At 62.7% G+C, this 24,279-nt stretch carries 26 protein-coding genes, 1 tRNA gene and 1 pseudogene; 18 read left to right on the top strand and 10 right to left on the bottom strand.

The window, feature by feature from the left end; all coding sequences use genetic code 11:
- Window positions 1-9 precede the first annotated feature (9 nt).
- Together QU596_RS11495 and QU596_RS11490 are read left to right on the top strand one after the other, a co-directional pair.
- Complete coding sequence (locus QU596_RS11495; RefSeq protein ID WP_308515649.1) at window positions 10-1,059, top strand: PrsW family glutamic-type intramembrane protease; 1,050 nt, start codon at window positions 10-12, stop codon at window positions 1,057-1,059.
- A gap of 62 nt (window positions 1,060-1,121) precedes the next feature.
- Window positions 1,122-1,553, top strand: a complete 432-nt coding sequence (locus QU596_RS11490) for a PilZ domain-containing protein (protein WP_308515648.1) — start codon at window positions 1,122-1,124, stop codon at window positions 1,551-1,553.
- Window positions 1,554-1,568: 15 nt separating this feature from the next.
- On the opposite strand, the gene QU596_RS11485 is transcribed toward QU596_RS11490, so the two are convergent.
- A tRNA-Ser gene (locus QU596_RS11485) sits at window positions 1,569-1,658 on the bottom strand.
- Between the two features lie 87 nt (window positions 1,659-1,745).
- Here QU596_RS11485 and hspQ point away from each other — a divergent pair.
- A complete protein-coding gene (gene hspQ, locus QU596_RS11480) occupies window positions 1,746-2,120 on the top strand; it encodes a heat shock protein HspQ (protein WP_308515647.1) in 375 nt (124 codons plus the stop codon).
- Between the two features lie 55 nt (window positions 2,121-2,175).
- On the opposite strand, the gene QU596_RS11475 is transcribed toward hspQ, so the two are convergent.
- Entirely contained in the window at window positions 2,176-5,022 is a 2,847-nt protein-coding gene (locus QU596_RS11475; RefSeq protein WP_308515646.1) for a TonB-dependent receptor plug domain-containing protein, read from the bottom strand.
- A 258-nt stretch (window positions 5,023-5,280) separates the two neighbouring features.
- Here QU596_RS11475 and rplU point away from each other — a divergent pair.
- The 3 genes and pseudogenes from rplU to QU596_RS11460 all read left to right on the top strand — a co-directional run.
- Window positions 5,281-5,640 (top strand): annotated as a pseudogene (rplU, locus tag QU596_RS11470) (50S ribosomal protein L21); the annotation flags it as partial.
- 203 nt (window positions 5,641-5,843) lie between these two features.
- The gene (rpmA, locus tag QU596_RS11465; RefSeq protein ID WP_308515644.1) at window positions 5,844-6,113 is read left to right on the top strand and encodes a 50S ribosomal protein L27; all 270 of its coding nucleotides are present in this window, start codon (window positions 5,844-5,846) and stop codon (window positions 6,111-6,113) included.
- A 166-nt stretch (window positions 6,114-6,279) separates the two neighbouring features.
- Window positions 6,280-6,837: a GNAT family N-acetyltransferase gene (locus QU596_RS11460; RefSeq protein ID WP_308515643.1), complete on the top strand. Its 558-nt coding sequence runs from the start codon at window positions 6,280-6,282 to the stop codon at window positions 6,835-6,837.
- On the opposite strand, the gene QU596_RS11455 is transcribed toward QU596_RS11460, so the two are convergent.
- Window positions 6,834-7,706, bottom strand: a complete 873-nt coding sequence (locus tag QU596_RS11455; RefSeq protein ID WP_308515642.1) for a metal-dependent hydrolase — start codon at window positions 7,704-7,706, stop codon at window positions 6,834-6,836. The genes QU596_RS11460 and QU596_RS11455 overlap by 4 nt on opposite strands.
- A 27-nt stretch (window positions 7,707-7,733) precedes the next feature.
- Here QU596_RS11455 and QU596_RS11450 point away from each other — a divergent pair, with 27 nt between their 5' ends.
- Window positions 7,734-8,321, top strand: coding sequence for a TetR/AcrR family transcriptional regulator (locus QU596_RS11450; RefSeq protein WP_308515641.1), 588 nt, complete (start codon window positions 7,734-7,736; stop codon window positions 8,319-8,321).
- 68 nt (window positions 8,322-8,389) lie between these two features.
- Complete coding sequence (locus tag QU596_RS11445; RefSeq protein ID WP_308515640.1) at window positions 8,390-8,800, top strand: low affinity iron permease family protein; 411 nt, start codon at window positions 8,390-8,392, stop codon at window positions 8,798-8,800.
- A gap of 4 nt (window positions 8,801-8,804) precedes the next feature.
- Here QU596_RS11445 and QU596_RS11440 read toward each other — a convergent pair whose 3' ends face one another.
- The gene (locus tag QU596_RS11440) at window positions 8,805-8,972 is read right to left on the bottom strand and encodes a hypothetical protein (RefSeq protein ID WP_308515639.1); all 168 of its coding nucleotides are present in this window, start codon (window positions 8,970-8,972) and stop codon (window positions 8,805-8,807) included.
- Window positions 8,973-9,102: 130 nt separating this feature from the next.
- Here QU596_RS11440 and obgE point away from each other — a divergent pair, with 130 nt between their 5' ends.
- The 5 genes from obgE (at window position 9,103) to QU596_RS11415 (ending at window position 14,620) form a co-directional block, all read left to right on the top strand.
- On the top strand, window positions 9,103-10,146 hold the full coding sequence (gene obgE, locus QU596_RS11435) for a GTPase ObgE (protein WP_308515638.1): 1,044 nt from the start codon (window positions 9,103-9,105) through the stop codon (window positions 10,144-10,146).
- Complete coding sequence (locus QU596_RS11430; RefSeq protein ID WP_308515637.1) at window positions 10,143-11,048, top strand: NAD-dependent epimerase/dehydratase family protein; 906 nt, start codon at window positions 10,143-10,145, stop codon at window positions 11,046-11,048. Before obgE ends, QU596_RS11430 begins: the two co-directional genes overlap by 4 nt.
- Before the next feature lie 62 nt (window positions 11,049-11,110).
- A complete protein-coding gene (locus tag QU596_RS11425; protein WP_308515636.1) occupies window positions 11,111-11,353 on the top strand; it encodes an acyl carrier protein in 243 nt (80 codons plus the stop codon).
- Window positions 11,350-12,552, top strand: a complete 1,203-nt coding sequence (gene spt / locus QU596_RS11420) for a serine palmitoyltransferase (RefSeq protein WP_308515635.1) — start codon at window positions 11,350-11,352, stop codon at window positions 12,550-12,552. The genes QU596_RS11425 and spt overlap by 4 nt, the downstream gene beginning before the upstream one ends.
- 67 nt (window positions 12,553-12,619) lie before the next feature.
- Window positions 12,620-14,620, top strand: a complete 2,001-nt coding sequence (locus QU596_RS11415; protein ID WP_308515634.1) for an ATP-binding protein — start codon at window positions 12,620-12,622, stop codon at window positions 14,618-14,620.
- On the opposite strand, the gene QU596_RS11410 is transcribed toward QU596_RS11415, so the two are convergent.
- Both QU596_RS11410 and QU596_RS11405 read right to left on the bottom strand, forming a co-directional pair.
- A complete protein-coding gene (locus tag QU596_RS11410; protein ID WP_308515633.1) occupies window positions 14,577-15,437 on the bottom strand; it encodes a hypothetical protein in 861 nt (286 codons plus the stop codon). The two genes, QU596_RS11415 and QU596_RS11410, sit on opposite strands and share 44 nt — an antisense overlap.
- A 10-nt stretch (window positions 15,438-15,447) precedes the next feature.
- Complete coding sequence (locus QU596_RS11405; RefSeq protein WP_308515632.1) at window positions 15,448-16,536, bottom strand: diacylglycerol/lipid kinase family protein; 1,089 nt, start codon at window positions 16,534-16,536, stop codon at window positions 15,448-15,450.
- An 80-nt stretch (window positions 16,537-16,616) separates the two neighbouring features.
- Here QU596_RS11405 and lptF point away from each other — a divergent pair, with 80 nt between their 5' ends.
- From lptF to QU596_RS11385, 4 genes are all read left to right on the top strand, one after another.
- Complete coding sequence (gene lptF, locus QU596_RS11400) at window positions 16,617-17,831, top strand: LPS export ABC transporter permease LptF (protein ID WP_308515631.1); 1,215 nt, start codon at window positions 16,617-16,619, stop codon at window positions 17,829-17,831.
- The gene (gene lptG / locus QU596_RS11395) at window positions 17,828-18,925 is read left to right on the top strand and encodes an LPS export ABC transporter permease LptG (protein ID WP_308515630.1); all 1,098 of its coding nucleotides are present in this window, start codon (window positions 17,828-17,830) and stop codon (window positions 18,923-18,925) included. Before lptF ends, lptG begins: the two co-directional genes overlap by 4 nt.
- A 267-nt stretch (window positions 18,926-19,192) precedes the next feature.
- The gene (locus QU596_RS11390; protein WP_308515629.1) at window positions 19,193-19,603 is read left to right on the top strand and encodes a hypothetical protein; all 411 of its coding nucleotides are present in this window, start codon (window positions 19,193-19,195) and stop codon (window positions 19,601-19,603) included.
- 59 nt (window positions 19,604-19,662) lie between these two features.
- On the top strand, window positions 19,663-20,580 hold the full coding sequence (locus tag QU596_RS11385; RefSeq protein ID WP_308515628.1) for a ketopantoate reductase family protein: 918 nt from the start codon (window positions 19,663-19,665) through the stop codon (window positions 20,578-20,580).
- Here QU596_RS11385 and fahA read toward each other — a convergent pair.
- The 3 genes from fahA to QU596_RS11370 all read right to left on the bottom strand — a co-directional run bounded on the left by fahA (window position 20,572) and on the right by QU596_RS11370 (window position 23,451).
- On the bottom strand, window positions 20,572-21,855 hold the full coding sequence (gene fahA / locus QU596_RS11380) for a fumarylacetoacetase (protein WP_308515627.1): 1,284 nt from the start codon (window positions 21,853-21,855) through the stop codon (window positions 20,572-20,574). The genes QU596_RS11385 and fahA overlap by 9 nt on opposite strands.
- Entirely contained in the window at window positions 21,852-23,126 is a 1,275-nt protein-coding gene (gene hmgA, locus QU596_RS11375; protein ID WP_308515626.1) for a homogentisate 1,2-dioxygenase, read from the bottom strand. The genes fahA and hmgA overlap by 4 nt, the downstream gene beginning before the upstream one ends.
- Window positions 23,127-23,244: 118 nt before the next feature.
- Window positions 23,245-23,451, bottom strand: a complete 207-nt coding sequence (locus QU596_RS11370) for a hypothetical protein (protein ID WP_308515625.1) — start codon at window positions 23,449-23,451, stop codon at window positions 23,245-23,247.
- A gap of 81 nt (window positions 23,452-23,532) precedes the next feature.
- Here QU596_RS11370 and QU596_RS11365 point away from each other — a divergent pair, with 81 nt between their 5' ends.
- Window positions 23,533-24,099, top strand: a complete 567-nt coding sequence (locus tag QU596_RS11365; protein ID WP_308515624.1) for a hypothetical protein — start codon at window positions 23,533-23,535, stop codon at window positions 24,097-24,099.
- On the opposite strand, the gene QU596_RS11360 is transcribed toward QU596_RS11365, so the two are convergent.
- Window positions 24,096-24,263 carry a hypothetical protein gene (locus tag QU596_RS11360; protein ID WP_308515623.1) on the bottom strand — a complete coding sequence of 56 codons (168 nt, stop codon included), beginning with the start codon at window positions 24,261-24,263 and terminating at the stop codon, window positions 24,096-24,098. The two genes, QU596_RS11365 and QU596_RS11360, sit on opposite strands and share 4 nt — an antisense overlap.
- Window positions 24,264-24,279 lie beyond the last annotated feature (16 nt).

Here is a 24,279-nt window from a genome sequence, read left to right as displayed (position 1 = left end):
GCGCTGAGCTTGTTATTGGTCGAAAGCCTCCATTGGGCGATCGCGCTGACCCCGGTGCTGGTGCTGCTCGGTATCTTCGTCTGGCTGGACGCCTTCGCGCTCATGAGCCTGCGCGAAATCGGCGGCCTGCTCCTGCTCGGCGCGCTCGGCGCGCTCATTGCCTGGCCGATCAGCGGCCGCATGCTCGACACCCTGCCGATCGGCTTCTCGCTCTACAGCCGCTTCATCGCGCCGTGGATCGAGGAGGCGATCAAGGCCGCGATCATGATCGCGTTGTTCCGCTTCAACCGCATCGGCTACAAGCTCGACGCGGTCATCTCCGGTTTCGCCATCGGCGCGGGTTTCTCGGTCGTCGAGAATATCTTCTACCTGACCATCTTTCCCAACTACGGCACCGGTACCTGGCTCGTCCGCGGGTTTGGCACGGCCATCATGCACGGAACGACATTGGCCCTGCTCGCCGCGATTGCACACGAGTTTGCCGAGCGTGAAACGCGCAGCGCCGCCGCCGACTACGACTTCAACTTGCTCTGGTTCATTCCCGGCTACGGCGTCGCCGTCGCGCTGCACACCGCCTTCAACCAATTTCCCAACCAACCGATGGCTGCGATGATGGGCGCGCTGGTCATCGCCCCAATTGCGCTGATCGCCATCCTCAATTTCGGCACTTCCGAGGCACAAGGCTGGCTGGCGTCGGAGTGCGCGGAGCATCGTGCGCAGGTGCAGGCGCTTCGAAAGGGCTTGTGGCCGAACGGGCCCGCCGGCGACCGGATCTCAAAGCTCGCGTCGCGCCTCGACGATCAGTCGGTCGCCCGGGTGCGCCGCTACTGGGAATTGCAGGCCTGGCTGGTGGCTGAAGCGGAAGAGACCCTCTTGGAAGAAGCAGCTGGCGATGCCGAATTCGACTCTGCCGAGGTGCGTTCAGCCTTTGCCGAACTGGACGGTCTCAAGCGCGCACTCGGCCCCAGCACCTTTGCTGCGCTGCAGTCCCTGCTCCCCTTCAGCAAGAACGATTTTTGGGAGGTCGCCGAACTGAAGCAACGCTTGGTCGGGCGGTGACCGAAACGGTTACACTTTCTTAACCATCGGCGCCCACTGCCTTCAAGGCAGGAGACGTTGCGATGGCGATGCCGGCGTATTTCGAGGATGTCACGGCCAAGCACGAGCGGCGTCGCTACCTGCGCCGCGCCCTCCGGCTTGGTGCCGGCGCAAGCGCCGGCGGTGAGCAGGTCACGGTTCACGACCTTTCTTTGACGGGCGCGTTGCTCGAAACATCGGTTCCCATGCTGGTCGGTGCCATCTTCGAGATCGAGTTGCCGCATGCAGGCAGCGTCGAAGCCACGGTCGTCTGGAACAGCGGCGAATTCTATGGCTGCCAGTTCGAGCTGCCCATCGCGCCCGCTGCCTTGAGCGCTGCGCAACTCCAGGCCCAGCCGCAGACGAGCGAGTCCGTGCCGGCGGATCCCTTGGCGGAACTGCGCGACCTGAACACCGAAGTCGAACGGCTCGCTCTCCGCATGGAAAGTGCGCTCGCCCGCCTGACGCGGAAGTAATCGAGCAAGAAGAACTGGCGGAGAGGGTGGGATTCGAACCCACGGTACGGTTGCCCGTACGCCGCATTTCGAGTGCGGTGCTTTCGACCACTCAGCCACCTCTCCGCTCGAGAGTCGTGACGGCCGAATGAAACCGGCCCGGTCGGACGCGGCGCTCTAGCAGCGGGCATTGGCCTTGCCTAGATAATAAGCATGACCCCATTTCACTCCGTCGCGCGTTCCGGTGCCGTGACACCGCAATTCGACATTCCCGTCGCTCGTTTCGCCATTGGTGAGGTCGTTCGGCACCGCCTGTTCGACTTTCGCGGCGTCATCTTCGACGTCGACCCCCAGTTTGCGAACAGCGAAGAATGGTACCAGGCGATCCCGGAAGACCTGCGGCCCTCGAAGGATCAGCCCTTCTATCACCTGCTCGCCGAAAATGCGGAGACGAACTACGTCGCCTATGTCAGCCAGCAAAACCTGCTGCTCGACGATAGCGAGGAGCCGATCGACCATCCCGCGATCGCCACCATGTTCAACCGCGAAGACGGTCGGTACCGGCTACGTCCAGACCTCCGGAACTAACAGAAAAGGGAGAGCCGTGACGGCCCTCCCCTCCCCCTGTTGAACCTGTCGGACCTTAGAAGTTGATCGACGCGCGGCCGTAGACAAACCGGCCGTTGAAACCGAACGGCGAGAAGATCGAGTAGGGGATGTAGATCTGGTTGGCCGGATAGCTGCCTCCCACCGTCGATGGACGCGCGCCATAAGGCGAACGATCCGGATAGACGTCGAACAGGTTGTTCGCGCCGATCGCGAATTCCACGCCCTTGCCGCCAGCGCTGCTGCCGCTGTGGAGGCGGACCTCAAGATCCGTGATCCACTTGGCGCCCAGCATGATGTCGTCCGGACCCAGCGCCGTCAGGCTCGCCGCATTCGGCGCCAGCGGATTGGCCGAGCCAGGCGAGATGACCTTGCCGTAACGCGTCGTCCGCGCGGTGATGCCGAACTTGCCGATGTCGCCGTCCGCGCTGAGCACGACCTTGTCGTGCGGCTGACCGTCGGTGAAGCGGATTCCTTCGACACGGCCGAAGAGGACGATGCCCGGAATCTGCGAGAGCGAACCGACGGCGTTGAGCCGCTTGTCGATGCTCGTCTTGTTATGGTTGTAGGCGGCGGTGAGGTTCCACTTGCCGTAGGAACCGAGGCCGAGCCGGTAGGCCGCGACGATGTCGATACCCTGCGTGGTGGTGTCGAGACCGTTGATGAAGAACCGGGCTGCAGCAACCTGCGGGAAGCCCGAGGCGGCCAGCAAGTTGGTAACCGCCGACTGAACGGTCGAGGTGTTGCCCGTCCCGCCATTGCCCAAGGTCTCGGTCAGAACGATCCGGTCCTTGATCTTGATGTGGTAATAGTCGGCGGTGAATGTCAGGCCGCGGAGCGGGTTGGCGGTCACGCCAACGCTCATGTTGACCGACTTCTCGGGCTTCAGCGGCTTCGCCCCGATGGCGACCGCTGCCGGCGCATTCACCGCCAGCGTCGCAATGTCCACGGGCACGCCGCCGATGAAGTTCGTCGACGTGGTCGTGAAGTACTGCTGCTGCAGCGACGGCGCGCGGAAGCCGTTCGAAATGGCGCCGCGGACCGCATAGCCCGGAATGAACTCGTAGCGGGCCGCGAGCTTGCCATTCCATGTCGAGCCGAAGTCGGAGAAGTGTTCGTAACGCCCAGCGACCGTCGTCGTCAGGCCCTGCACCGGATCGGTGTCGAGTTCAGCGTAAACGGCATAGCTGTGACGCTTGGCGTTCGTGCGGCTATTTTCGGGAATGCCGGGGAAGCCCTGGGCGCCGGCCGGCGCCGCGCGTCCCGGAAAATCGCAAGTCGTCGCTGCAACGGAGCCGTACCGGCCGCCGAGCGCCGTGCAGTTGGCCGCCGTCGTGTTCGTGACCGCCGGGCGGAAATACGGACCGATGGCATAGGATTGCGTGTCGCCCGGCCGCTCCTTGAACTGCTCGTGGCGATACTCTGCGCCTGCGGCGATCGTCAGCGGCTTCGCGAAGCCGACCTGATAGTCGCGCGTGAGGTCGAGGTTCACGAGGTTCTGCGCGTACTTCAGACCGCCGGCATCGAAATCGTGCTGACTTTGCGGGCCAAACGACGCGTTCAGCGTATTGTGGACCTGGTAGTCGAACTGGTCCTGACCATGACCGGCGGACAGGTCTACGTTCCAGCCGGCGAGCGAGCCCCGGAACCCCACCGTTCCCGCATAATCCTTGAGCGTCGTTTCGATCAGCGGAAGGAACCCGTTCGGCGTCAGCGGAACGAAGTTGGCGTTGCTGGGCACCTGGTTGGGCGCAAGGACGCTGAAGTCGCGGTTGGCCGACGTATTGTTGTACTGGCGCCAGTTGGCGGCGCTGGTCGCGTTGCGGTGACCGTAGGTGCCGAACGCATAGAGCTGCCAATCCGGCGTGATGTCGAAGCCGCTGTTGAGGACAAGGTTGTAATCCTTGGAGCGCGGATCGCCGAACCGGAACTCAAGCCGATCGAAACCGATTTCGCGCGAATCGAACGTGGTCGTCGCTGAGGTGACGCCCAGCGTGTAGTTCGGGCGAAGGTCGTAACCGGCGCGGTTGGTGTCGTCGCGATGACGGAATTCCGCGCTGAGGTTGACGAACCCCTTGCCGCCCAATGGCAGACCAAGGTTGGCGGCCAGCGTCAGCTGCGCGCCATCCTGAACCTTACGGTCCCCGTCGGTGTTGGCGAGGAAATAGCGCGGGTCGGTTGGGTTGAGCTGCGGCTGACCCGCCGAGTTCAGCTGCAGACCGGTGACCTGCGCGACGTCGTTGATCGTCGTAATGTACTCGCCCCAGGTGGCGCTGGCGCGACCGCCGTGGTTCTGGCTTTTCAGCTGGATGTTGATGACGCCCGCGATCGCGTCCGAGCCATATTGCGCGGCGGCGCCGTCCCGCAGCACTTCGACGCGCCCGATAGCGATGCCGGGGATAAGGTTCATGTCGACGGCTGCGCTGCCGCGGCCGACGGTGCCGTTAACATTCAGCAGGGCGGCGACGTGGCGGCGTTTGCCATTGACCAGCACCAAAGTCTGGTCGGGCGCCAGGCCGCGCAGCGTGGCGGGGCGGAGCGTGTCCGAGCCGTCGGCGATGGACGGCTGCGGGAAGTTGAACGACGGCACCAGCTGATTGAGGATGCGGTTGGTCTCGGTCTGGCCGGTCGTCGCGATCTGGTCGGCGCCGATGACGTCCACAGGAACCGGGCTGTTGGCGACGGTGCGGTTGGCCGTGCGCGTCCCCGTAACAACGATGGTCTGTTCGTTACTCACCGGCGTCTGGCCCTGGGCCGCGACCTGAGCCTGCTCCTGCGCCTGTGCATTCTCCTGTGCCGCGGGGCTGGTCTGAGCCTGGGCGGAAGCGGAGATTGCAAGCCCGCTAAGGCCGGCAAGCAGGGTCGAACGAATACCGATTTTCATGACAGCGAATCCCCCTACGGCCGAGAACACGGCCCAAGCGCTGCAGGGAAAGATTAAAAGCGCTTCGAAGCAAGCACTTGCTACGTCGCTTTACAGAAATGTGTCAGTGCTGTTGCGCCCGCGCCACATCGTACAGAGTACCGCCCGGCGGTTGACAGCATGGGGCCGCTGCCATAGGCGGCACGCCTTCCCCGCGCTTGTCCCGGCTTGCGCCCGCTCGCGCGTGGGACCGAAATTCGTTTGAAAGAGACAAAGCCAATGTTCGCAGTCGTGCGCACGGGCGGCAAGCAATATCGCGTCGCCGCCGGAGACAAGATCGTCGTCGAGAAGCTCGACGGCAACGCGGGCGACCGCATCACGCTGGGCGACATCGTGCTCGCCGGTGACGGGTCGGATCTCAAGTCGACTGACGGCTTGACCGTCGCGGCCGAGATCGTTGCCCAGGCCAAGGGCGAAAAGGTTACGGTGTTCAAGAAGCGCCGTCGCCACAATTACCGCCGTAAGAAGGGCCATCGCCAGCAGCATACGATCCTGAAGATCGTATCGATCGGCGATCACAAGGAACAGAAGAAGGCGGCGCCGAAGGCCGAAGCTGCTCCCAAGGCTGCTGCGCCTGCGAAGGCTGCGCCCGCGGCTGACAAGCCGACCGAGAACCCGGCGCCCGCCGATCAGAAGGCGGCCGGTGCGGAAAAGGCGGCTAAACCCGCCAAGGCCAGGGCCGAATCCGGGTCGACAGAAAATGCTGCACCCGCTAAGGAAGCCAAGAAGGCTCCGAAAGCCAAGTAATCAGACTTTCAGATTTATCAGGTAGTTTATTCGTCATGGCACATAAGAAAGCAGGCGGCTCGTCCCGCAACGGACGTGACAGCGAGAGCAAGCGGCTCGGCGTGAAGCTGTTCGGCGGCCAGACGGCTGTTGCCGGCAATATCATCGTGCGTCAGCGCGGTACGAAGTGGCACCCGGGCGACAACGTCGGCCTGGGCAAGGATCACACGCTTTTTGCACTTACCGACGGGCAAGTCGCGTTCCGCGACGGCAAGCTTGGCCGCAAATACGTCCACGTGATGCCGATTAGCGAGAACCAAGCATAGGAACGGTCATAAAGGGACCGTTCCCGAAAGGGGCGGCCCGGACGAGATCCTAAGGATCGAGACCAAAAAGGGAGAAGGGGAGCCCCGGAAGGGGTCTCCCCTTTTTCTTTGCCTTCTCCCGAAACTGTCATGGGCCGCCGTTAGGGGCCCGACGAGGAGAAGGGTGATGTTCGCGAGAACGCCGAGATTGTTGCTGCGGCCCGGGTTTCCCGAAGACGCAATGGCGCTGATGAGCGCGATTGCCGATGAATCGGTTGTCCGTAACCTTGCAACAGCGCCGTGGCCCTACTCCATCCGTGATGCCGAGGCCTATCTCGCGAAGCCGCGCGATCCGGTCTTGCCATCACTGCTCATTTTCGAACGTGGCGCGGGTGCCCCGCAGTTGGTCGGCGCATGCGGGCTTGGCAGGCGGCCGTCGGGAACGGTCGAACTCGGCTACTGGGTTGCGCAGCCGTTCTGGAACCGCGGTTTCGCGACGGAGGCTTGCACGGCACTGGTCGACATTGCCCGCACGCTCGGATTCCAAAGCCTCGAAGGATCTCACTTCGTGGACAATCCGGCATCGGCCCGGGTCCTCGAAAAGCTGGGCTTCGAGCCGCTCGGGATCGTAGCGCCGAGGTATAGCTGTGCGCGCGGCGCCGAGGCGCCGGCACGGCTGATGCGCCTGGAACTCAGTGCCGCAACGACGATGCTCGAAGGCGAAGAGGAAGCGCTCGCGGCCTAAGCCGCGTGGCGCACCTTTCGGGCGGGCGCTGAGCCCGGCACAACATTCGCTTCGTAGTCGCGCAGCAGATGTCGGTCGTCTTCATTCCAGGGATGGAAGCCCGGAAGGAAGAACTTGAGCCACGCGCCGCCGATTTTGCGAAACATGCCCGGGCGCACCCAGAGATACCAAAGCAGAGAACTCCAGGCGCGCAGTCCGGTAACTCCGTCCTGACGCATGAGGTCAAGCGCGCCCGCGGTTCGGTCGACGACGAAGTTCCGGGTCACGTACAGCATGACCTTAGCCTTGACCTTCCATCGCTTCCACCGCGACCAGTCCTGAGTTGCGTGGAGCCAGGTGTCGTAGGCGACGCCTTTATGCTCGATCTCCTCGACCGCATGCCATCGCCAGAGGTCCGCGGTAGCCTGTTCCGCTCCCGCCAGATGCCGTGGGTCGGCAAGCAATTCATGGGCAAGGATAGCGGTGAAATGCTCAAGCGCCATGGTCGCCGCCAAACTGACAATCGGCGGTCGTCCCTTGGTCACCGCGAGCCGCTTGAGAACTTGCGCTTCGAGCCTGCCCAGCGCGTAACCGCTGTCGGTCGCGCGCTTGTTGAATGCGTCATGCTCGCGACTGTGAATAGCTTCCTGGGTGGTGAAGCCCTTGATATCTTCGGCTAGCTTGGGCGGCGCGTTGTGGCGGAACTTGCGAACGCTCTCGACAAAGAAAGCCTCCCCTTCCGGAAACGTCGTAGATAGCGCGTTGTAGATTGCGGTCGCTTCGACGCGGCCACCGTGCCACAAGCGAGGCGCCGCCGTTTCGCGTCCAAAGCGCCGGTCGCGCGGCGTGATGGTAAGGTCGGCCGGGGTCGGCAGAATTGTCGCGGTCATACTGGGAAGATAGACTAACTTACACCTGTGTCAATAAGACGTACCCGCCTTAGCCCCGAGGAGAGCCGTTCCGTCGCGCTGACAGCGGCGCGCAAGCTGCTGCTCGACCAGGGCCCGCAAGCGGTAACGTTGAAGGCCGTCGCCGCCGAGATCGGGCGTACACACGCCAACCTCCTTCATCACTTCGGATCGGCCGCAGGACTGCAAGGCGAACTGGCGAAATCGATTGCCGACAACGTCAACGCCAGTATCGCCGAGGCCGTCGAGCAAGCGCGCGCAGGCGAGGCCGATGCGCGCATCATCGTCGACCAGTGCTTCGATGCTTTTGGTCGAGAAGGTGCTGGCGCGCTCGCCGCCTGGATGATCATCACCGGCAATCGCGACGCACTTAATCCGATCCTCGATTCAATCCGTCGGCTTGTCTCGCAATTGTCGGCCGGACACGATCAACATCATGTCGCCGAAAGCACCTTGTCCCTCGTTTTGAATGCGCTCGGCGATTCACTGCTGGGACCGCCAATTGCCGAAGCCCTCGGCCTACCGCGCGATGCGGCACGCGAACTCGCCGCGCAGCGCCTCCGTCATCGGCTCGAAATAGAGCACCACGGCGGCTGACACACCGGTCTGCTGGAGAATATTACGCCTACGGCACTAAGGCCGTAGTCACGCGTTTCCGTGCGACTATGCGAAAGCTGTTTTCGACTATTGCCACCAAAACCGCCATTTGGATGGGCCAGCCCGGTGCATTCATCGGATCCCTGCTGTTCTGCATCATCTGGGCAGTGTCGGGTCCGGTTTTCCACTATTCGGACACTTGGCAATTGGTCATTAACACCGCGACCACGGTTCTGACGTTCCTTGCCGTGTTCCTGATTCAGAACAGCCAAAACCGCGACGGCGCCGCCATTCAGGCGAAGCTCGATGAATTGCTGCGCGCCGTCGACAAGGCCCGATCCCAGTTCATCGGCATCGAGCATCTAAGCGACAAACAGATTGAACTCATCCGGACGGCGCTGGAGCGTCACGCAAAGGCCGAAAACGGCAAGCAGAAGACGGCCGACGACACCGTCGACCGCCTTCTGGATCGTTTTTAGAACTTCAGCGCCGCCGATCCTGCTGTAACCGATTGTCCGCGTCGTCGATCGCGCGGAGCAATTGGTTGAACGATGGCGCGTCCTCCACCGGCCAGACCCGATTGAAGGTCGGGCCTAACAGGTTGAGATCGTGCCTGGTAAGCAGGCCGACGGCCACGATGCGCTCGTTCATTCCAAGGCTCCGTAACCATGTTTTGCGAGCTAAACGCCGACATACAGCCTTAGTGCCTATAGTTTCGCCACAATAACGGTGATTCCCCGCGAACTGGCGGGGCGTCCCCGAATGTCCTAGGCGGCGCGCAATGCATTTTCTCGATCAGGCCAAGATATACGTTCGCTCCGGTGCCGGGGGCCCCGGCGCCGTCAGTTTCCGACGCGAGAAGTTCGTCGAGTTCGGCGGCCCGGACGGCGGCGACGGCGGCAAAGGCGGAGATATCGTGTTTGAGGCCGTCCCCGGGCTCAATACGCTGATCGACTTTCGTTACACGCAACACTTCCGCGCTCCTCGGGGAAAGGGCGGTTCCGGGTCGAACCGCACCGGCGCGGGCGGCAGAGACTTGGTCATCAAGGTTCCAGTTGGGACGCAGGTGTTGGCCGACGACGAAGACCGCAGCCTGCTGGTTGACCTGACCAAGGTCGGCCAGCGTCAGGTTTTTCTCGAAGGCGGAATGGGCGGACGCGGCAACGCGAGCTACAAAACCTCCACCAATCGCGCGCCCCGCCAGCACCAGACCGGCCAGGACGGCGAGGAAATGTGGGTGTGGCTGCGGCTGAAACTGCTTGCGGACGTCGGCCTGGTGGGTCTGCCGAACGCGGGCAAATCGACCTTCCTCAATTCGGTCAGCAATGCTGCAGCAAAGGTTGGCGATTACCCATTCACGACGCTCCGACCCCAGCTTGGCGTCGTTCGCCACAAAGGTCGGGAGTTCGTCGTTGCGGACATCCCGGGTCTTATCGAAGGGGCGGCCGAAGGCGCCGGAATTGGCGACCGGTTCCTGGGCCACGTCGAGCGGACGCGTCTGCTTCTTCACCTGATCGATGGGTCGGCCGAAGACCCGCTCGCCGCATGGCGGATCGTGCGGGGTGAGATTGAATCTTACGGCGAGGGCCTGGAGGACAAGGCCGAGATCATTGGACTGACCAAGGCCGACTTGCTCGACGAGCAGCGGCGTGCCGAACTCGTTCGCGAGCTTTCCGATGAGAGCAGGGCGACCGTCTTTCCAATTTCCGCCCCGCTGGAAGAGGGAATGGAGCCGTTGCTCGATGCCATCATTCAGCGCTTGGCCGATCCTGTCGTCAATGAAGCGGTGGAAGCGCCCGACAAGAGGCCTTGGTCGCCGCTATGAGGCTGGCGGTCACCGGCGGCACGGGCTTCGTCGGTTCGCATGTCATCGACGCGGCGCTGGCCGGCGGGCACGAAATCCAGGCGCTCACCCGCCGCGATCAGCCGGTACGGACCGGCCTGACCTGGATCCCCGGCGATCTGGCCAACCGTGATGCGCTGAAGCGCCTCGTCGAAGGCGCGGATACCCTGATCCATATCGCCGGCACGATCAGCGCCCGCGACGCCGCAGAATTTGACGCCGGCAATGTTTCGGGAACGCTGGCGATGTTGGCCGCCGCCACCGCGGGGGGAATCCACAAGTTCGTCCATGTTTCGTCGCTTGCAGCCCGAGAGCCCGAGCTGTCTCTCTACGGCGGGTCAAAGGCGCGCGCGGAAGATTTGGTTCAGAGCTCGGGACTCGATTGGTCAATCGTCAGACCGCCTGCCGTGTACGGCCCGGGCGACAAGGAAACGCTGGAACTGTTTCGGATGGCAAAGCTCGGCCTGATGCTCATGCCGCCGAAGGGAAAGCTGTCGGTCATTCACGTCGATGACCTTGGGCGGCTGCTCCTCGCCCTGGCCGAGCCAGCGGCACCTGTCGGGGTCGTCCTGGAACCCGACGATGGTCGAGGGCGCGGATGGACTCATCGCGAATTCGCACAGACGCTTGCTGCGGCGGTGGGCACTAAAGCAGCCGTGATCTCGTCACCTGGACCCTTGCTGCGCGTCGCCGCCCGCGCCGACCAATGGTTTCGAGGAAGTAAGGCGAAGCTGACGGTCGACCGCGCCGCCTATTTCAGTCACCGGGACTGGGTTGCGAGCCCCGATCGTGCGGCTCCACCATCCTTGTGGCGACCGCGGATCGCGACGCCGCAGGGGCTCGCCGAGACCGCCGCATGGTACCGCGCCCAGGGCTGGCTCTAAAGCGCCGCAATCGCGCCCCATTGCGTTGCTTAAGCGGCGCCGGAACATTAACGACGAGCGCCATGCCCGACCGCAGCCAAACCTTCGCCAAAGTCCTCGAGCAGATCGAGCCCTTCAATAAGAAAGGCGTCGCCGTGACCGAAGCCACGCGCTTCGCGCAGGATCTGGAGTGGGACAGCCTGACCGTGCTCGATTTCGTGGCGAACATCGAAGACGAATTCGATGTCATCATCAGCATGAACATGCAGGCCGAGATCGAGACCGTCGGCCAGCTCGTCGACGCACTGGAGAAGCTCCAGGCGTGAGCGACCTGTTCAGCAAGTTCGACGACGTCATCGCGCTTCGCGAGGGACTGCTCGCCAGTGGCGGGGCGGACCCGTTCGGACTCGTCATGGAGCGGGTCGAAAGCCCCACCGTCGCAATCTGCAACGGCAAGCGGACTATCCTGCTCGGCACCTACAATTACATGGGCATGACGTTCGATCCGGACGTCATCGCCGCGGGCAAGCAAGCGCTTGATGATTATGGATCCGGCACTACCGGAAGCCGCGTCCTTAACGGCACCTACGCCGGCCACAAGGCGTGCGAGGACGCGCTCAAGGACTTTTACGCCATGGATCACGCCATGGTGTTTTCGACCGGCTATCAGGCCAATCTCGGCATCATTTCGACCATCGCCGGGAAGGACGACTACATCGTCCTCGACATCGACAGCCATGCGTCGATTTACGACGGCTGCGCGCTCGGTAACGCGCAAATCGTGCCCTTCCGCCACAATGATCTCGACGCGCTCGAAAAGCGCCTGAAGCGGATTCCCGAGGGTGCCGGCAAGCTAGTCGTCCTCGAGGGCGTCTATTCGATGCTCGGCGACATCGCACCACTCAGGGAAATGATCGCAATCTCCAAGGCGAACGGTGCGATGGTGCTGGTCGATGAAGCGCATTCGATGGGCTTCATCGGGGAGCACGGCCGGGGAGTCGCGGAGGCCCAAGGTGTGATCGATGATGTCGACTTCATCATCGGCACCTTCTCGAAATCGGTCGGCACGGTCGGCGGGTTCTGTGTTTCGAACCATCCGAAGTTCGAGATACTGCGGTTGGTGTGCCGGCCCTATGTGTTCACCGCGTCGCTGCCGCCTTCCGTCGTCGCCACGGCGGCAACGTCGATCCGCAAACTGATGACCAGCGCCGACAAGCGCGCGCACTTGTGGGAAAACAGCAAGCGCCTGCACGCTGGCCTTCGCGAGCTTGGCTTCAAGCTCGGAACCGAAGAGCCGCAGTCGGCCATCATCGCCGTCATCATGCCGGATCTGGAGACCGGCGCGGCGATGTGGGAAGCGCTGCTGAACGAGGGCCTGTACGTCAATTTGGCCCGTCCGCCGGCGACGCCTGCCGGCATGACGCTGCTTCGATGCTCGCTTTGCGCCCTTCACAGCAGCGAGCAGGTCGAGGAAATTCTCGGCATGTTCGCTGCGGCGGGCCGTGCAACGGGTTGCATCAACTGAGGCGCTTCTCGCGGAACTTCCTCGGCAGCGGCTTTCACCCAAAGGTTAACACGGCTACATAGGCCTGATGGTGGGCGATGGGGAGGACGTCAGGTTTGACTGGCGCCGCGGTGGTGCTGCGGCCGCAGGTCTGGTTGCGGCCCTCATCCTCGTCGCCATGGTGTTCCTGGTCAAATTGGCGAATGACGCGCGTGAACGCGCCCTCGGGGCAGAGCGTCAAGCGAACCAAGTTGCGTTGGTTGTTCGTAACGTCAGCGCGAACGTCGCTAGAGCTGAAGCAGCACTGGCCCGTTTCGTACTCGACGAGAAGATCGATCCCAACGGCAATATCTACGTCAGCGCGTGGCGGGATGCCGGCTACCAGATTGGGCAGTTAAGGGCGCTTGAGCGGAACAATCCGGAACAGCAAGTCCGGGCGGCGGAGGTCCAACGGCTTTACGAAAAGCGCGGCGGCGAACTCGCGTTAGCCGCGCGCGCCGCCCTCGAAAAGCAGGGCGATGCGGGAATCAGCTATTTCTATGCTGCTGCCCGTGAGGAGAAGGGGCATCCGAGCACCGGACGCCTGCTCGATAACAAGCTTGAGGAGATCATCCGGAGTGAAAGACAATCGCTGCGTTCGCGGATGGTGCAAAGTCAGTTTTTCACTGCTCAAGCGGACCGGCTCACCGATTATCTGAGCTGGCTTGGAATCGTGGTTGGCGTCGGCGCAGTTTTCCTGGGCGTGGTCGCCGTTCAGGCGCTTCGCCAAAACGCCGCGGCGCGGCGCCAGGCGGAAAGTGAGGCAGAGCGCGCTGAAATCCTGGAGATGGCGGTTCGGGAGCGCACGCAGGAGCTGTGGGATGCCAACCAAGCTCTGAAAGAAGAGGCCAAGGAGCGCGAGGCTGCAGAAGCGCAGCTCCGCCAGGTCCAAAAGATGGAAGCGGTCGGTCAGCTGACGGGCGGCATTGCGCACGATTTCAACAACATGCTGGCCGTGGTCGTCGGCGGCATTGATCTTGCCCTGCGGCGTCTGAACGGCCCGCGACGCGAGGTGATGATGCACCTCAACAATGCGATGGAGGGCGCCACCCGAGCGGCCGCGCTGACTCGCAGGCTCCTGTCCTTCGCCCGGTCCGAGCCCTTACTGCCCGAACGCGTCGAGCCGGCCGAACTGATCGCGGGCATGTCGGACCTCCTCGACCGCACCCTCGGCGAGCGCATCCGCATTGACGTGGACGCCAAGGCCGATGCCTGGCCGACCTACGTCGATCCGCATCAGCTAGAGAACGCCATCGTGAACCTCGCGGTGAACGCGCGCGATGCGATGGATGGCGAGGGCCACATGCGGATTGCCGCCGAAAATGTGACAGTGACCTCTAGCCAGATCGGCGACATCCGCGCTGGCGATTACGTGCGCATCAGTGTCACCGACACCGGCTGTGGCATGCCTCCGAAGGTCCTTGAGCGGGCATTTGAGCCGTTCTTCACCACCAAGCCGGTTGGCAAGGGCACCGGCTTGGGCCTCAGCCAGATCTTCGGTTTCGCGCACGAGTCAGGCGGCGAGGTTGGCATCGACAGCCAAGTCGGACGCGGAACTACCGTCTCTATCTACCTCCCGCGGACCGAGGCGGCGGCGCCAGTGCGATTGCACCCGGCCGCCCAGCGGACGGAAACTGCCGATTTGCACGTCGCGGGTGCGCGCATCCTCCTGGTCGAGGACGACCCCCGCGTCCGCACAGCGACCGTCGGGGCACTTGAGGATCTCGACTACGAGCCGATTGCATGTGGCAGCGGAGCCGAGGCGATCGAGATATTCAACTCGCAGTTGTTCGATCTCGTAATCACCGACGTCATCATGCCTGAAATGTCGGGGCCGGAACTCATCAAATACCTCAAGGAGACCAGCCGGCACGATTTCGCCGTGCTCTTCGTCACAGGCTACGTCGGTGAGGGAGAGACTGACGATCTTCGCGGTTACGAATTGCTACGCAAGCCATTCACAGTGGGCGCACTCGCGAGCGCTGTAGCTGCGGCCTTGGCCCGCTCTAGCGGATCGCCCCGCTCTTCAGCAGCCGGGGTAGCAGGCTGATCCCTGCCAGTAGCGGATGGCGCTGCTGCCATGGCTTGAGGCGAATATCGGTCCCCGCGTGCCGATTGATCTTCCAGATGATGTAATCAGCGCCGCCGGCAAACGTCAGGCTCGCTTTGGCAAGGCGCAGGACGGACAATGCTTTGCCCTCAATCCGCCGCCGAGCCCAACTCGCTGATGGACGCGTCGTCTTCGCGATCGACAACGCCGGGCCAGTGAACCGCTCATATCGTTCAGGCTCCAGATCGACCACCGAGCTCGCGCGGCCTGCCCGCTCGGCTCGCAGCTCGGCTGAATAGGTCAAGGCGAATGCGCGGCGCCAAAGGTCCAGGCCAGGTTCACCGGGCTTGACGCCCGCCGCAGCTAGCAGGGTGGGCGCCGCACGCGCCACGGCGCCGATCGCGCGTTCACGCGACGTTTCGCTGGATGCCCACACCAGACGCGATGGCTGGGCAAATCGCGCCCAAACCGAAACGTTTGCGGTTTCAGGCCCGCAAAGACGGTGAAAGTCCGCCTCGCTCAGCACGGCGTACTTCGACACCAAACCAGCGTGCTCGAAATAAAAAACGTTCGGTGGGATCAGGCGATTTGCGGTCGCAAGCCACGATTTGGCGTAAGCCGCGGGATAATCGGAAACGATCAGATAGAAATCCAGCATCAGGCCTTCGAGCTGCCGCTGCCTTAGGCACGAGCCGTAAAACAGTACGGCACGCGACGCCTCAGCATGCTCTTTCGCAATCGCCTCTGCCATGGCTGTTACTCGCGCGTCGACCGGCAGGCCGAGTTCCTCGGCGACAAGGGTTTGCAATTCGGTCACGAGAACGAGTTCAGGCAGCCAGTTTGACGAATGACAAAGGCTGAGCTGGCGTCAGGTTGATCGGAAACCCCCGCTCCGCGCGAAACATCTCGCCGTCAAGAATGACGTTCGAATTGTCGCCTTCAATAGTGATCCTGTCGGTCGACTCGAAATGAACGCCACTGACTTTGTCGCGACCAAGCCGTCCGAAGAAGCCGGCGAACAAGCCGCGCAGGATTGATGACGGGCGCTCTTCGACCGCCAGAATCTTCAAAGCACCGCCACGCTGCATGCCCAGATTGCTCGCCAGCAGCAATTTTTCCAGCGTCGTGACCGCCAGCAGCGAGAAGCGGCCATCGAGCCGATGCCCATTCTCCCGCAGCGAAACGCTCAACGGAGCCGGGTCCGGAGGAAGGAAGCTCGCTTTGAGCCGCAGCATGAGCTTCATCAGAAGCGCAAAGGCGGTAATCACGTGCGCTATGCCGTTGGGCAGCCCCAGCGGGTAAATCTTGTCGCGGCAATACAGCATGGTGTCCGCGAGGCCCGCACCGCCCATGAACATGCCGATCACCGGTCGATCGTTCGTGCCGTGGCGAAGCGCGATCAGTTCCCGGGCAACCGTGTACTCAGCGAGTTTGTTCTCGCGCGCTAGTCGCAGCAATTGCTCCAGCGCTTCAACCGGATCGCCGCGCGCGCCAAGGTCGAGCGCAATGAGGTTCGTCTTGCCGCTCGGCAGAACTGCCACCGGCGGGACCTCGTCCCCAAAATGTCCGCCGTTGTGAAGTTCGGTCAGCGTCGCCTGGACGGTGCCATCGCCGCCGTTGATGACCAGCACCCGCGGTCGAACACGGGCAATCGACTTGATCGCCTCTCCAATCTGGTTGGCATGCTCAACTTCGTAGTGGAACAGGTCAGGATGCTCGGCGCAGAATTCCCGGATCCGCGGCAACTGGGCGAGATTGCCGGTCGACTTCGGGTTTGAAAGCAGCGCGATACGCGGGCGCGATCGGCGACCTTGCGGTGGGCATCCCTGCCCTTCCGCAATGTCTCCCGAAAGCAATTCCACTTTCGACATGAATCCGCGCACCGTTTCGCTATAGGGACCAGCGGAACGGCGCATCCGGCAAGCCGGCTGTATCCGTCCCAAGGTGCAATATCGGCTGCCTTTGCGGCCAAATGATGGTGCGGGGACGACCGAATTTGCCGCAGATCGGCCTGATTGACCGCTATCTCGCCAGATCGATTGCCGTGCCCTTGCTCGGCTCGCTCGTTCTGGCGGCAATGCTGCTCGTGCTCGATAAGATGCTGCGGCTGTTCCAATATGTCGTCGACGCCGGCGGGCCAGTCAGCGTGGTCTGGCGGATGCTTGCAAACCTGCTGCCGGAATATCTGTCCCTCGGCATTCCCATCGGGCTTATGCTCGGCATCTTGCTTGCCTTCCGGAAGCTGGCCTTGTCCTCTGAGCTGGACGCACTTCGCGGCATCGGCATTGGTTACGGAAGGCTCCTGCGGGTGCCGTTCGCCTATGCGATCCCGCTCGCGGCGCTGAACCTGTTCATCGTCGGCTATCTCGAGCCCTTCACGCATTATCGCTACGAGGGCCTTCGCTTCGACCTTAAGTCGGGCGCGCTCGGAGCGGCGATCAAGGTTGGAGAGTTCAACCAGCTCGGCAAGCATCTGACCCTCCGCATCGATCGCAGTGAGAATAAGGGGACGCAGCTCCACGGCATATTCGTGCAAAGCGAGGACAGTAAGGGCATGTCGGTCGCGGCCACTGCCGAACATGGACGGTTTTTGGCTACCGACGACCCCGACAAGATCCTCTTCCGGCTCACCAAGGGGCGGCTGGTTCAGGACAGCCCCAAGTTCGCGACACCGCGCACGCTCGCCTTCGATAGTTACGACCTTCCGGTGAGCTTGCCAGCGATCGATCAATTCCGTCGACGCGCCGTCGGCGAAACCGAGGAGCTTTACCTGCACGAGCTGTGGCAGCTCGGCTACGGCGGCGGCGGCAAAACCCATGCGCAGCGCATCGCCGCCGAAGCGCATTTCAATTTTCGCATGGTCGAAGTTGTCATGATGCTGATGCTGCCGCTGCTGGCCATTGCCCTCGCCGTGCCCCCGAAGCGCAGTTCGTCGGGTCTGGGCATCTTCATTTCGATCTTGATCGTGGTCGCCTACCACAAGGTCAATCAATATGCTGAGGCCGCCGCCGCCAGCGGCCGGCTCGATCCGACGCTGGGCCTTTGGTTACCGCTCTTCGTCCTAGCTGGGCTGATATACTGGATGTATCACGTGCTTGCTCATCGTCCGGGAGGGCAACCGATCGGCGCGCTCGAATGGTTCTTCGCCGGGTTCGCCAAGCGGCTCCGCAACCTCCTGCCGAAGCCCAGGCAAGCGACCCCCGCGGCATGATCAACTTTGGCTTTTTCCCGTCGCGCCGCCTTGCCTTCTACATGGTGAGGCTGTTTCTGACTCGCAGCCTGGCGGTGCTTTTCGCACTCGTGCTCATCCTGATGACGCTCGATCTGCTTGGTGAATCCGGCAAAATTCTTGCTGTTCCGGGCAACGGCGATGCCGACCTTTGGCGCTACGTCGCCCTTCGAATACCGATGCTCATTTCCCGCTTCCTGCCGTTCGCGGTTCTGCTCGGCGCGCTCATTGCGTTCGTCGGGCTCAATCAAAACAGCGAAGTCGTCGCGATGAAAGCGGCGGGACTTTCGGCGCACCAGATTCTTGCGCCGCTGGTGGTCGCCAGCATCGGCATCGCAGGGCTACTGTTCGCCTTCAACGAAGGTGTCGTCGTGAACTCGACGCGAACGGTTACTGCGTGGAGCGACAACGATTATAAGCCGATCCCCCCGGCCAGCGGGATTATGGGTAACGTTTGGGTGCTGAATGGCGATGATCTGATCCGCGCCGGTACCGTCGGCGGCCGCCCTTTCACGGCGCAACGCGTAACGATCTACGATCGCGGCGGCGGCGTACTTCAGCGCAAGATCGACGCAGCACGAGCTATCCCTGACCCTGGCCGGAATGACTGGCTGCTGCAGGACGTGAAAGTCTACGACGCCACGATGAATGTCGAGCGCGACCTGCCGGCCTTGAGGGCAATGAACGGCATCACGCCCGCTCAACTAACCCTTGCCAAGGTCGATCCGACCGAGCTCGACTATTGGACTTTGAAGAACCGCATCGGCGAACTTGAGGTGGCAGGAAGGCCCGCGGAAGAAGCGCGCTCGGGCCTTGCGCACAAGATCGCGAGCCCGCTCTCAACCGTACTCATGCCGCTGCTCGCTGCCGTCGCTGCATTCGGCCTTGCGCGTAGCGGCCAGGTGATGGTTCGCGCGGTGATCGGCATGGCACTCGGATTCGCTTACTTCGTCGTCGATAACTTCAGTCTGGCGATGGGAAACGCGGGCACCTACCCGCCGCTGATCGCCGCCTGGGCGCCGTTCGTGCTATTCCTGCTTATTGGCGAGACCGTCCTGATCAGGACTGAGGAATAGCCGGAGCGAGACCCGTTCACAGCGCATTTTCCGGCCGCGATTCAACGGACAATAAAACTTGCAGTCTGGCAATTTTCGGGTTCGATTGTGCGCGGGACCGAAGGGGAGGATCGCGGTGTACCCCAGCGTACATTTCTTCAATCGACAGGCGGCACGGGAGCGTCAGGCGGCTATGCGCGCACTGACCGACGCCGCCCGGGAACGGCATCTGGCGCTTGCGGATGACTACCGTCGTCGCGCCGATCAGATGGCTATTCCCACCCACTCATGAGCGACGAAGCCGCGATCGGCGCGGTGATCGACGCGATGTACGCCATGATTTCCGGCCCTGCCGGGCCACGAGACTGGTCGCGGCAACTCGACATTTTCCTCCCCGAAGCGAGGCAGGTTCGCACGTGGATCGATCAGGACGGCCGAGCCACGAAGAAATCGATGACGCTCGATGAGTATAGGGCTGACACAACGCCATTCTTTGCCGCCAATCCGTTCTTTGAGGTGGAGACCGATCGGCGCATCGACTGCTTCGGCAACGTGGCGCACGTCTGGAGCCACTACGAAGCCCGCCATTCACTCGATGATGCATTGCCCGAGCGCCGGGGTGTCAATTCGATCCAGCTTTTCAAGGATTCCCATCACGGCTGGCGCATCATTCACATGATCTGGGACAACGAACGTTAGGTACCGCTGCACGGTCCAACTATTGCCCAACCGCCAATAGATCGCCCATCGGGCTTTGCATGAAAATTCGTGTCGTGGGCGCTGGTGCAATCGGCGGCTGGGTGGCGGCGAAACTCGTCGCGGCTGGCGAAACCGTGAGGGCGGTAGGCAGAAACGGGCCGCTGGAGAGCTTGACGCTGGTCGAACGAGGCCGGCCGAGCGAGGTGGGCTTCTCCAGAGACGATGAAGTCGCGGATCTGCTCATCCTTGCCACCAAAGCAACAGCGCTCAGTGCCGCATCGAAAGCCGCGGCCCCATGGATCAGGCGCCACACGACAATCTTGCCGATGCTAAACGGCGTGCCTTGGTGGTTTATCAACGGAGAGCCGCTTGCTTCCGTCGACCCGGACGGCGCGATCGGCTCGGCCCTCCCAATCGACCAAGTCATAGGTTGCGTTGTCCACGCAGCGTGCAGCCGCGACAGCCTCGGGCAGGTAGTCGTGAAGCATGCAGACAGACTCATCATCGGAAACCCCGACGGCGAAGCCAGCGAGCAGCTGGCGAATCTGAATGCCCTGTTCGCTCGCGCGGGCCTCAATCCTGACCCCACCAGCAATATTCGGCGCGCGATCTGGTACAAGCTGTGGGGCAACGCCACGATCAACCCGCTTTCGGCGCTGACCCGTGCGACCTGTGATCGAATCCTGGCGAACGCCGAATGCCGGCAATGGATGCTCGAAGGAATGATGGAACTGGCAGCGATCGGCGCGGCCATTGGCTGCCCGATCGAGGAAAGCGGCGAAGACCGAATGGCGGTCACCGCGAAGCTCGGGGCATTCAAGACCTCGATGCTGCAGGATATCGAGGCCCGGCGGCCCCTCGAACTCGAAGCGCTGCTCGGCGCGCCGCGGGAAATCGCCAGGGAGCGCGGCATTGCGACACCCGCCCTCGACCGGCTGTACGCGACGACCAAATTGCTCGGCGAAAGCCTAAGCTGACGCGACCACCCGTCCTACGCACTCACCGAAGCCGATCCGTACCGCGCCGTCGCTCTCGCACCAGGCCTTCAGCGTGATTTCGTCCCCATTCTCGAGAAACGTGCGTGTTTCACCGGTCGGCAGATCAACCGGTCGCTTGCCGCCCTGACTAATTTCCAGCAGCGATCCCAGGCCGTTTTCACTGTCGGTTGAAAGCGTCCCCGTGCCAATCAAATCACCGGGCTGAAGATTGCATCCGTTGGCGCTGTGATGCGCGACGATCTGTGCGGCGCTCCAGTACATGGCTGCATCCGCCGAACCTCGGGAAAGCACGTGCGGCGCTGTCCCTTCGGCGCGCATTCGCCCGGTCGTCAGCGTAACTTCCAACTGGATTTGCAACCCGCCGCTCGCCTGGTCCACGGCATCTGAGAGATAGGGCAACGGCGCGGGATCACCTTCCGGCCGTGGCGGCATGGCCTTGCGGAACGGCGCCAACGCCTGCGGGCTGACCACCCATGCGGAGACGCTCGTCAGGAAGTTTTTCGCGAGGAATGGACCGAGCGGCTGATACTCCCACGCCTGAAGGTCGCGCGCCGACCAATCATTGAGCAGGCAGTAGCCCGCGATGTGATCGGCAGCCTCGGCGATCGGGATTGGGCTCCCCAACTCGTTGCCCGCGCCGATCCAGATCCCAAGCTCGAGCTCATAATCGAGCCGCCGGCTCGGCCCATATTCAGGAGCGTCGGCGTCCGGTGCCTTGCGCTGCCCTGATGGGCGGATCACCGGCTCGCCTGAAGCGCGGACCGAGCTTGCGCGCCCGTGATAACCGATGGGGACATATTTATAGTTCGGCAGCAGCGGATTGTCGGGGCGGAACTGCTTGCCCACATTGGTCGCGTGGTGAATGCCGACGTAGAAATCGGTGTAGTCACCAATCAGGCACGGCACGTGCAGCCGCACCTCGGTTTGCCCGATCAGCTCCGGCTCTACCTCGTCGCGATAACGCTCATCTGATAGAATTTCCTGCAGCCGCTCCCGCAATGCATCCTGCGCCGCCGGTCCGCGGGACAGCCAGGCGTTCAATACCGGCTGCGACAAATCCTCGCGCCAATCCTCGTCGAACAAATCCAGCAGTTCACGAAGGTCCAGCACGAAATCGCCGATGGCGACACCGATACGTCGACGGCGCTCGCCGACGGAGAAAATTCCAAGTGGGAGGTTCTGGATCGGAAAGTCGCTGCCTTGCGCGCTTTCGCACCAGCTGGACAGGGCGGGATCGTTGGTTGCGTCATTCATGGTAGTTGCGCCTTCGGAAAGCCGTTCCACGCAAGATCGTAATCGGGCTGCGCGCGATCGAGCGCGTAATGCGTTGGCCGATATGGCCAGCAGGTCTCGACCATGAATGCCATCGTGCCGTCGATCTTGACCGGCTTTAGTTCCGCCTCGCTGGCCTTGCGCCAGCTCTCGACGTCGGGGCCGTGCCCGCTCATCAAATTGTGCAGCGACAGGCCGCCGGGCTGAAAGCCGTCCGCCTTTGCGTCATAGGCGCCGTAGATCAGCCCCATCGCTTCGCTCATCACGTTCCGATGGAACCACGGCGGCCTGAATGTATCTTCGCCGACCATCCATCGCGGTGGAAAGATGACGAAATCGGCATTGGCGCGCCCGGGCACGTCACTCGGGCTGGTCAGGACCGTGAAGATCGACGGATCGGGATGGTCGAAGCTGATCGACCCGATCACGTTGAAGCGTGAGAGATCGTAGCGGTACGGCGCGTAGTTACCGTGCCAGGCGACTACGTCGAGCGGCGAGTGATCGAGCGTCGTCGTCCATAACGAGCCGAGCGACTTTTGGATGACCTCGGTCGGCTCGTCTTTATCTTCGAACCAGGCCACGGGCGTCTCGAAGTCCCGCGGATTGGCGAGGCCGTTGGCGCCGATCGGACCGAGATCGGGCAAACGTAGCGGCATTCCGTGGTTTTCCGCCACATAGCCGCGGCTGTCCCCGTCGACTTCCACTCGAAATTTCACGCCGCGCGGAATGACCGCAATCGTCCCCGGTGGCACCTCGAGCCGACCGAGTTCGCTCGCGATGCGAAGGCCGCCAAGCTGCGGGATGATCAGCATCTCGCCGTCGGCATCGACGAGCACGCGGTTCTCCATGGACCGCGTGGCTCGATAAACGTGGACCGCCACACCTTCGAGGTCGGCGGGATCGCGGTTGGCGAGCATTGTCACCAGCCCGTCGACGAAATCCTTGCCCTCAGGCAGGTCGCAAGGATCCCAGCGAAGCCGGTTGGGAGCCAATGGCTCCTTAGCGGTCCCCGGAGCGAGGAGCGGCGCGCCGTCGTACGCCGTGAACGGCCGATGGTCGGCGGTCGGCCGCATTCGGTACAACCAGGACCGACGATTTTCGTGCCGCTGCGAGGTAAAGCTGCTGCCCGATAATTGCTCGGCGTAGAGACCGTAGGCCGGCCGCTGCGGCGAATTGCGACCCTTTGGCAATGCGCCGGACACCGCCTCCGTCTCGAAGTGACTGCCGAAGCCAGTCAGATAGCCAGTCGTCATGCGCGCCGGTTACTGCCTCGGCGGCGGACAATCAAACGGGCGCGGCCCCGTAAGGAACCGCGCCCGCGCGGCAGGCAGGGACTCGCAACCCGCCCGCGCTCAAGCTGACCCTCTCCGATCAGCTATGGTTTACGTTGACGTCGATCTTGTCGGGCACGTTGACGTTGGTCGTCTTGCTGCCGAACCCGAGATTGTCGCGGAACACATAGAGCAGAACGAGCACGACGATGATCAGCAGGACTACGGCAAGAACGCCGCCGCCACCTCCGCCGCCACCGGTTTCCACTACGGTCGTGCGCTCTACTTGGTCACGGTCATCAGCCATTGAACTCTCCCCGTTATGAGCTGTTGTCTTGGCGTAACGAACGAATACTCCCCAGCGCGGTTCCGATCAAAGGATTCCCGAATGAAAACGAAGCTTGCAGCAGTTGCGATCGTTCTTCTCGCCGCCTGTCGACAGCAGCCGGCAGAAGTGAACGATACTGCGATCGTCAACCTGGGTGCGCCAAACGGCAGCGAAGCGACTGACAATGATGTCGCGATGGGCACGGCGGAGCAGTCAAACGAAGTCACGACGACCACGAAGGCGCCGGATCGCAAGATCCTCGAGGAGCCGAAGGGGCCGATTGACCCCAAGAGCACGGAAGCCGCGGGACAGGTCGTCCAGCGTTATGGCGCCCTCATCGAGCAGGCCCGCTTCGCCGAAGCCGCAAACACTTGGGGCGACAAGAACAGCGCGGCGGCGTTCGCCCAGGAACTTCAGTCGCGCGGCCTCAAGCATCTCGAGATCGGCGATCTCAGCGAGCCTGAGGGCGCAGCCGGCTCGATCTTCGTGACGATGCCCGTCGTCTTCTATCAGGGCACGAAGCGCAGCCCCGCCACGGTCACGCTGCGCCGCGTCAACGACGTCGATGGCTCAACCCAGGCTCAACGCCGCTGGCACATCGAACGCATCGAATGGGGCAAGCACTAGAACGCGTTGAGCGCCTGCTCGACCTGCGCGCTGTTCGCCATGTTATTGTCGTCGTCAGCCGGTTCTGAGCTGGCGACATCGTAGGCGAACCACAGAATACCCGCCGCCCACAACAGCGCGACCCAGCGGCTGCGGAAGATGTGCTTATGTTGGATCGGCAGCATCGCGGCGATGGTTGCC

Origin of the sequence: Sphingomonas flavescens (assembly GCF_030866745.1) — a bacterium.
In the GTDB taxonomy this organism is placed as follows: domain Bacteria; phylum Pseudomonadota; class Alphaproteobacteria; order Sphingomonadales; family Sphingomonadaceae; genus Sphingomicrobium; species Sphingomicrobium flavescens.
This window is presented reverse-complemented; position numbering and strand designations above follow the sequence as displayed.

Bases quoted from the DNA above. Each gene is read 5' to 3' on its own strand.
- QU596_RS11490 (WP_308515648.1), top strand. From the start codon at position 1,122: ATGGCGATGCCGGCGTATTTCGAGGATGTCACGGCCAAGCACGAGCGG.
- hspQ (WP_308515647.1), top strand. From the start codon at position 1,746: ATGACCCCATTTCACTCCGTCGCGCGTTCCGGTGCCGTGACACCGCAA.
- QU596_RS11475 (WP_308515646.1), bottom strand. From the start codon at position 5,022: ATGAAAATCGGTATTCGTTCGACCCTGCTTGCCGGCCTTAGCGGGCTT.
- rpmA (WP_308515644.1), top strand. From the start codon at position 5,844: ATGGCACATAAGAAAGCAGGCGGCTCGTCCCGCAACGGACGTGACAGC.
- QU596_RS11460 (WP_308515643.1), top strand. From the start codon at position 6,280: ATGTTCGCGAGAACGCCGAGATTGTTGCTGCGGCCCGGGTTTCCCGAA.
- QU596_RS11455 (WP_308515642.1), bottom strand. From the start codon at position 7,706: ATGACCGCGACAATTCTGCCGACCCCGGCCGACCTTACCATCACGCCG.
- QU596_RS11445 (WP_308515640.1), top strand. From the start codon at position 8,390: ATGCGAAAGCTGTTTTCGACTATTGCCACCAAAACCGCCATTTGGATG.
- QU596_RS11440 (WP_308515639.1), bottom strand. From the start codon at position 8,972: ATGAACGAGCGCATCGTGGCCGTCGGCCTGCTTACCAGGCACGATCTC.
- obgE (WP_308515638.1), top strand. From the start codon at position 9,103: ATGCATTTTCTCGATCAGGCCAAGATATACGTTCGCTCCGGTGCCGGG.
- QU596_RS11430 (WP_308515637.1), top strand. From the start codon at position 10,143: ATGAGGCTGGCGGTCACCGGCGGCACGGGCTTCGTCGGTTCGCATGTC.
- QU596_RS11425 (WP_308515636.1), top strand. From the start codon at position 11,111: ATGCCCGACCGCAGCCAAACCTTCGCCAAAGTCCTCGAGCAGATCGAG.
- QU596_RS11415 (WP_308515634.1), top strand. From the start codon at position 12,620: ATGGTGGGCGATGGGGAGGACGTCAGGTTTGACTGGCGCCGCGGTGGT.
- QU596_RS11405 (WP_308515632.1), bottom strand. From the start codon at position 16,536: ATGCGCCGTTCCGCTGGTCCCTATAGCGAAACGGTGCGCGGATTCATG.
- lptG (WP_308515630.1), top strand. From the start codon at position 17,828: ATGATCAACTTTGGCTTTTTCCCGTCGCGCCGCCTTGCCTTCTACATG.
- QU596_RS11390 (WP_308515629.1), top strand. From the start codon at position 19,193: ATGAGCGACGAAGCCGCGATCGGCGCGGTGATCGACGCGATGTACGCC.
- QU596_RS11385 (WP_308515628.1), top strand. From the start codon at position 19,663: ATGAAAATTCGTGTCGTGGGCGCTGGTGCAATCGGCGGCTGGGTGGCG.
- fahA (WP_308515627.1), bottom strand. From the start codon at position 21,855: ATGAATGACGCAACCAACGATCCCGCCCTGTCCAGCTGGTGCGAAAGC.
- hmgA (WP_308515626.1), bottom strand. From the start codon at position 23,126: ATGACGACTGGCTATCTGACTGGCTTCGGCAGTCACTTCGAGACGGAG.
- QU596_RS11370 (WP_308515625.1), bottom strand. From the start codon at position 23,451: ATGGCTGATGACCGTGACCAAGTAGAGCGCACGACCGTAGTGGAAACC.
- QU596_RS11365 (WP_308515624.1), top strand. From the start codon at position 23,533: ATGAAAACGAAGCTTGCAGCAGTTGCGATCGTTCTTCTCGCCGCCTGT.
- QU596_RS11360 (WP_308515623.1), bottom strand. From the start codon at position 24,263: ATGCTGCCGATCCAACATAAGCACATCTTCCGCAGCCGCTGGGTCGCG.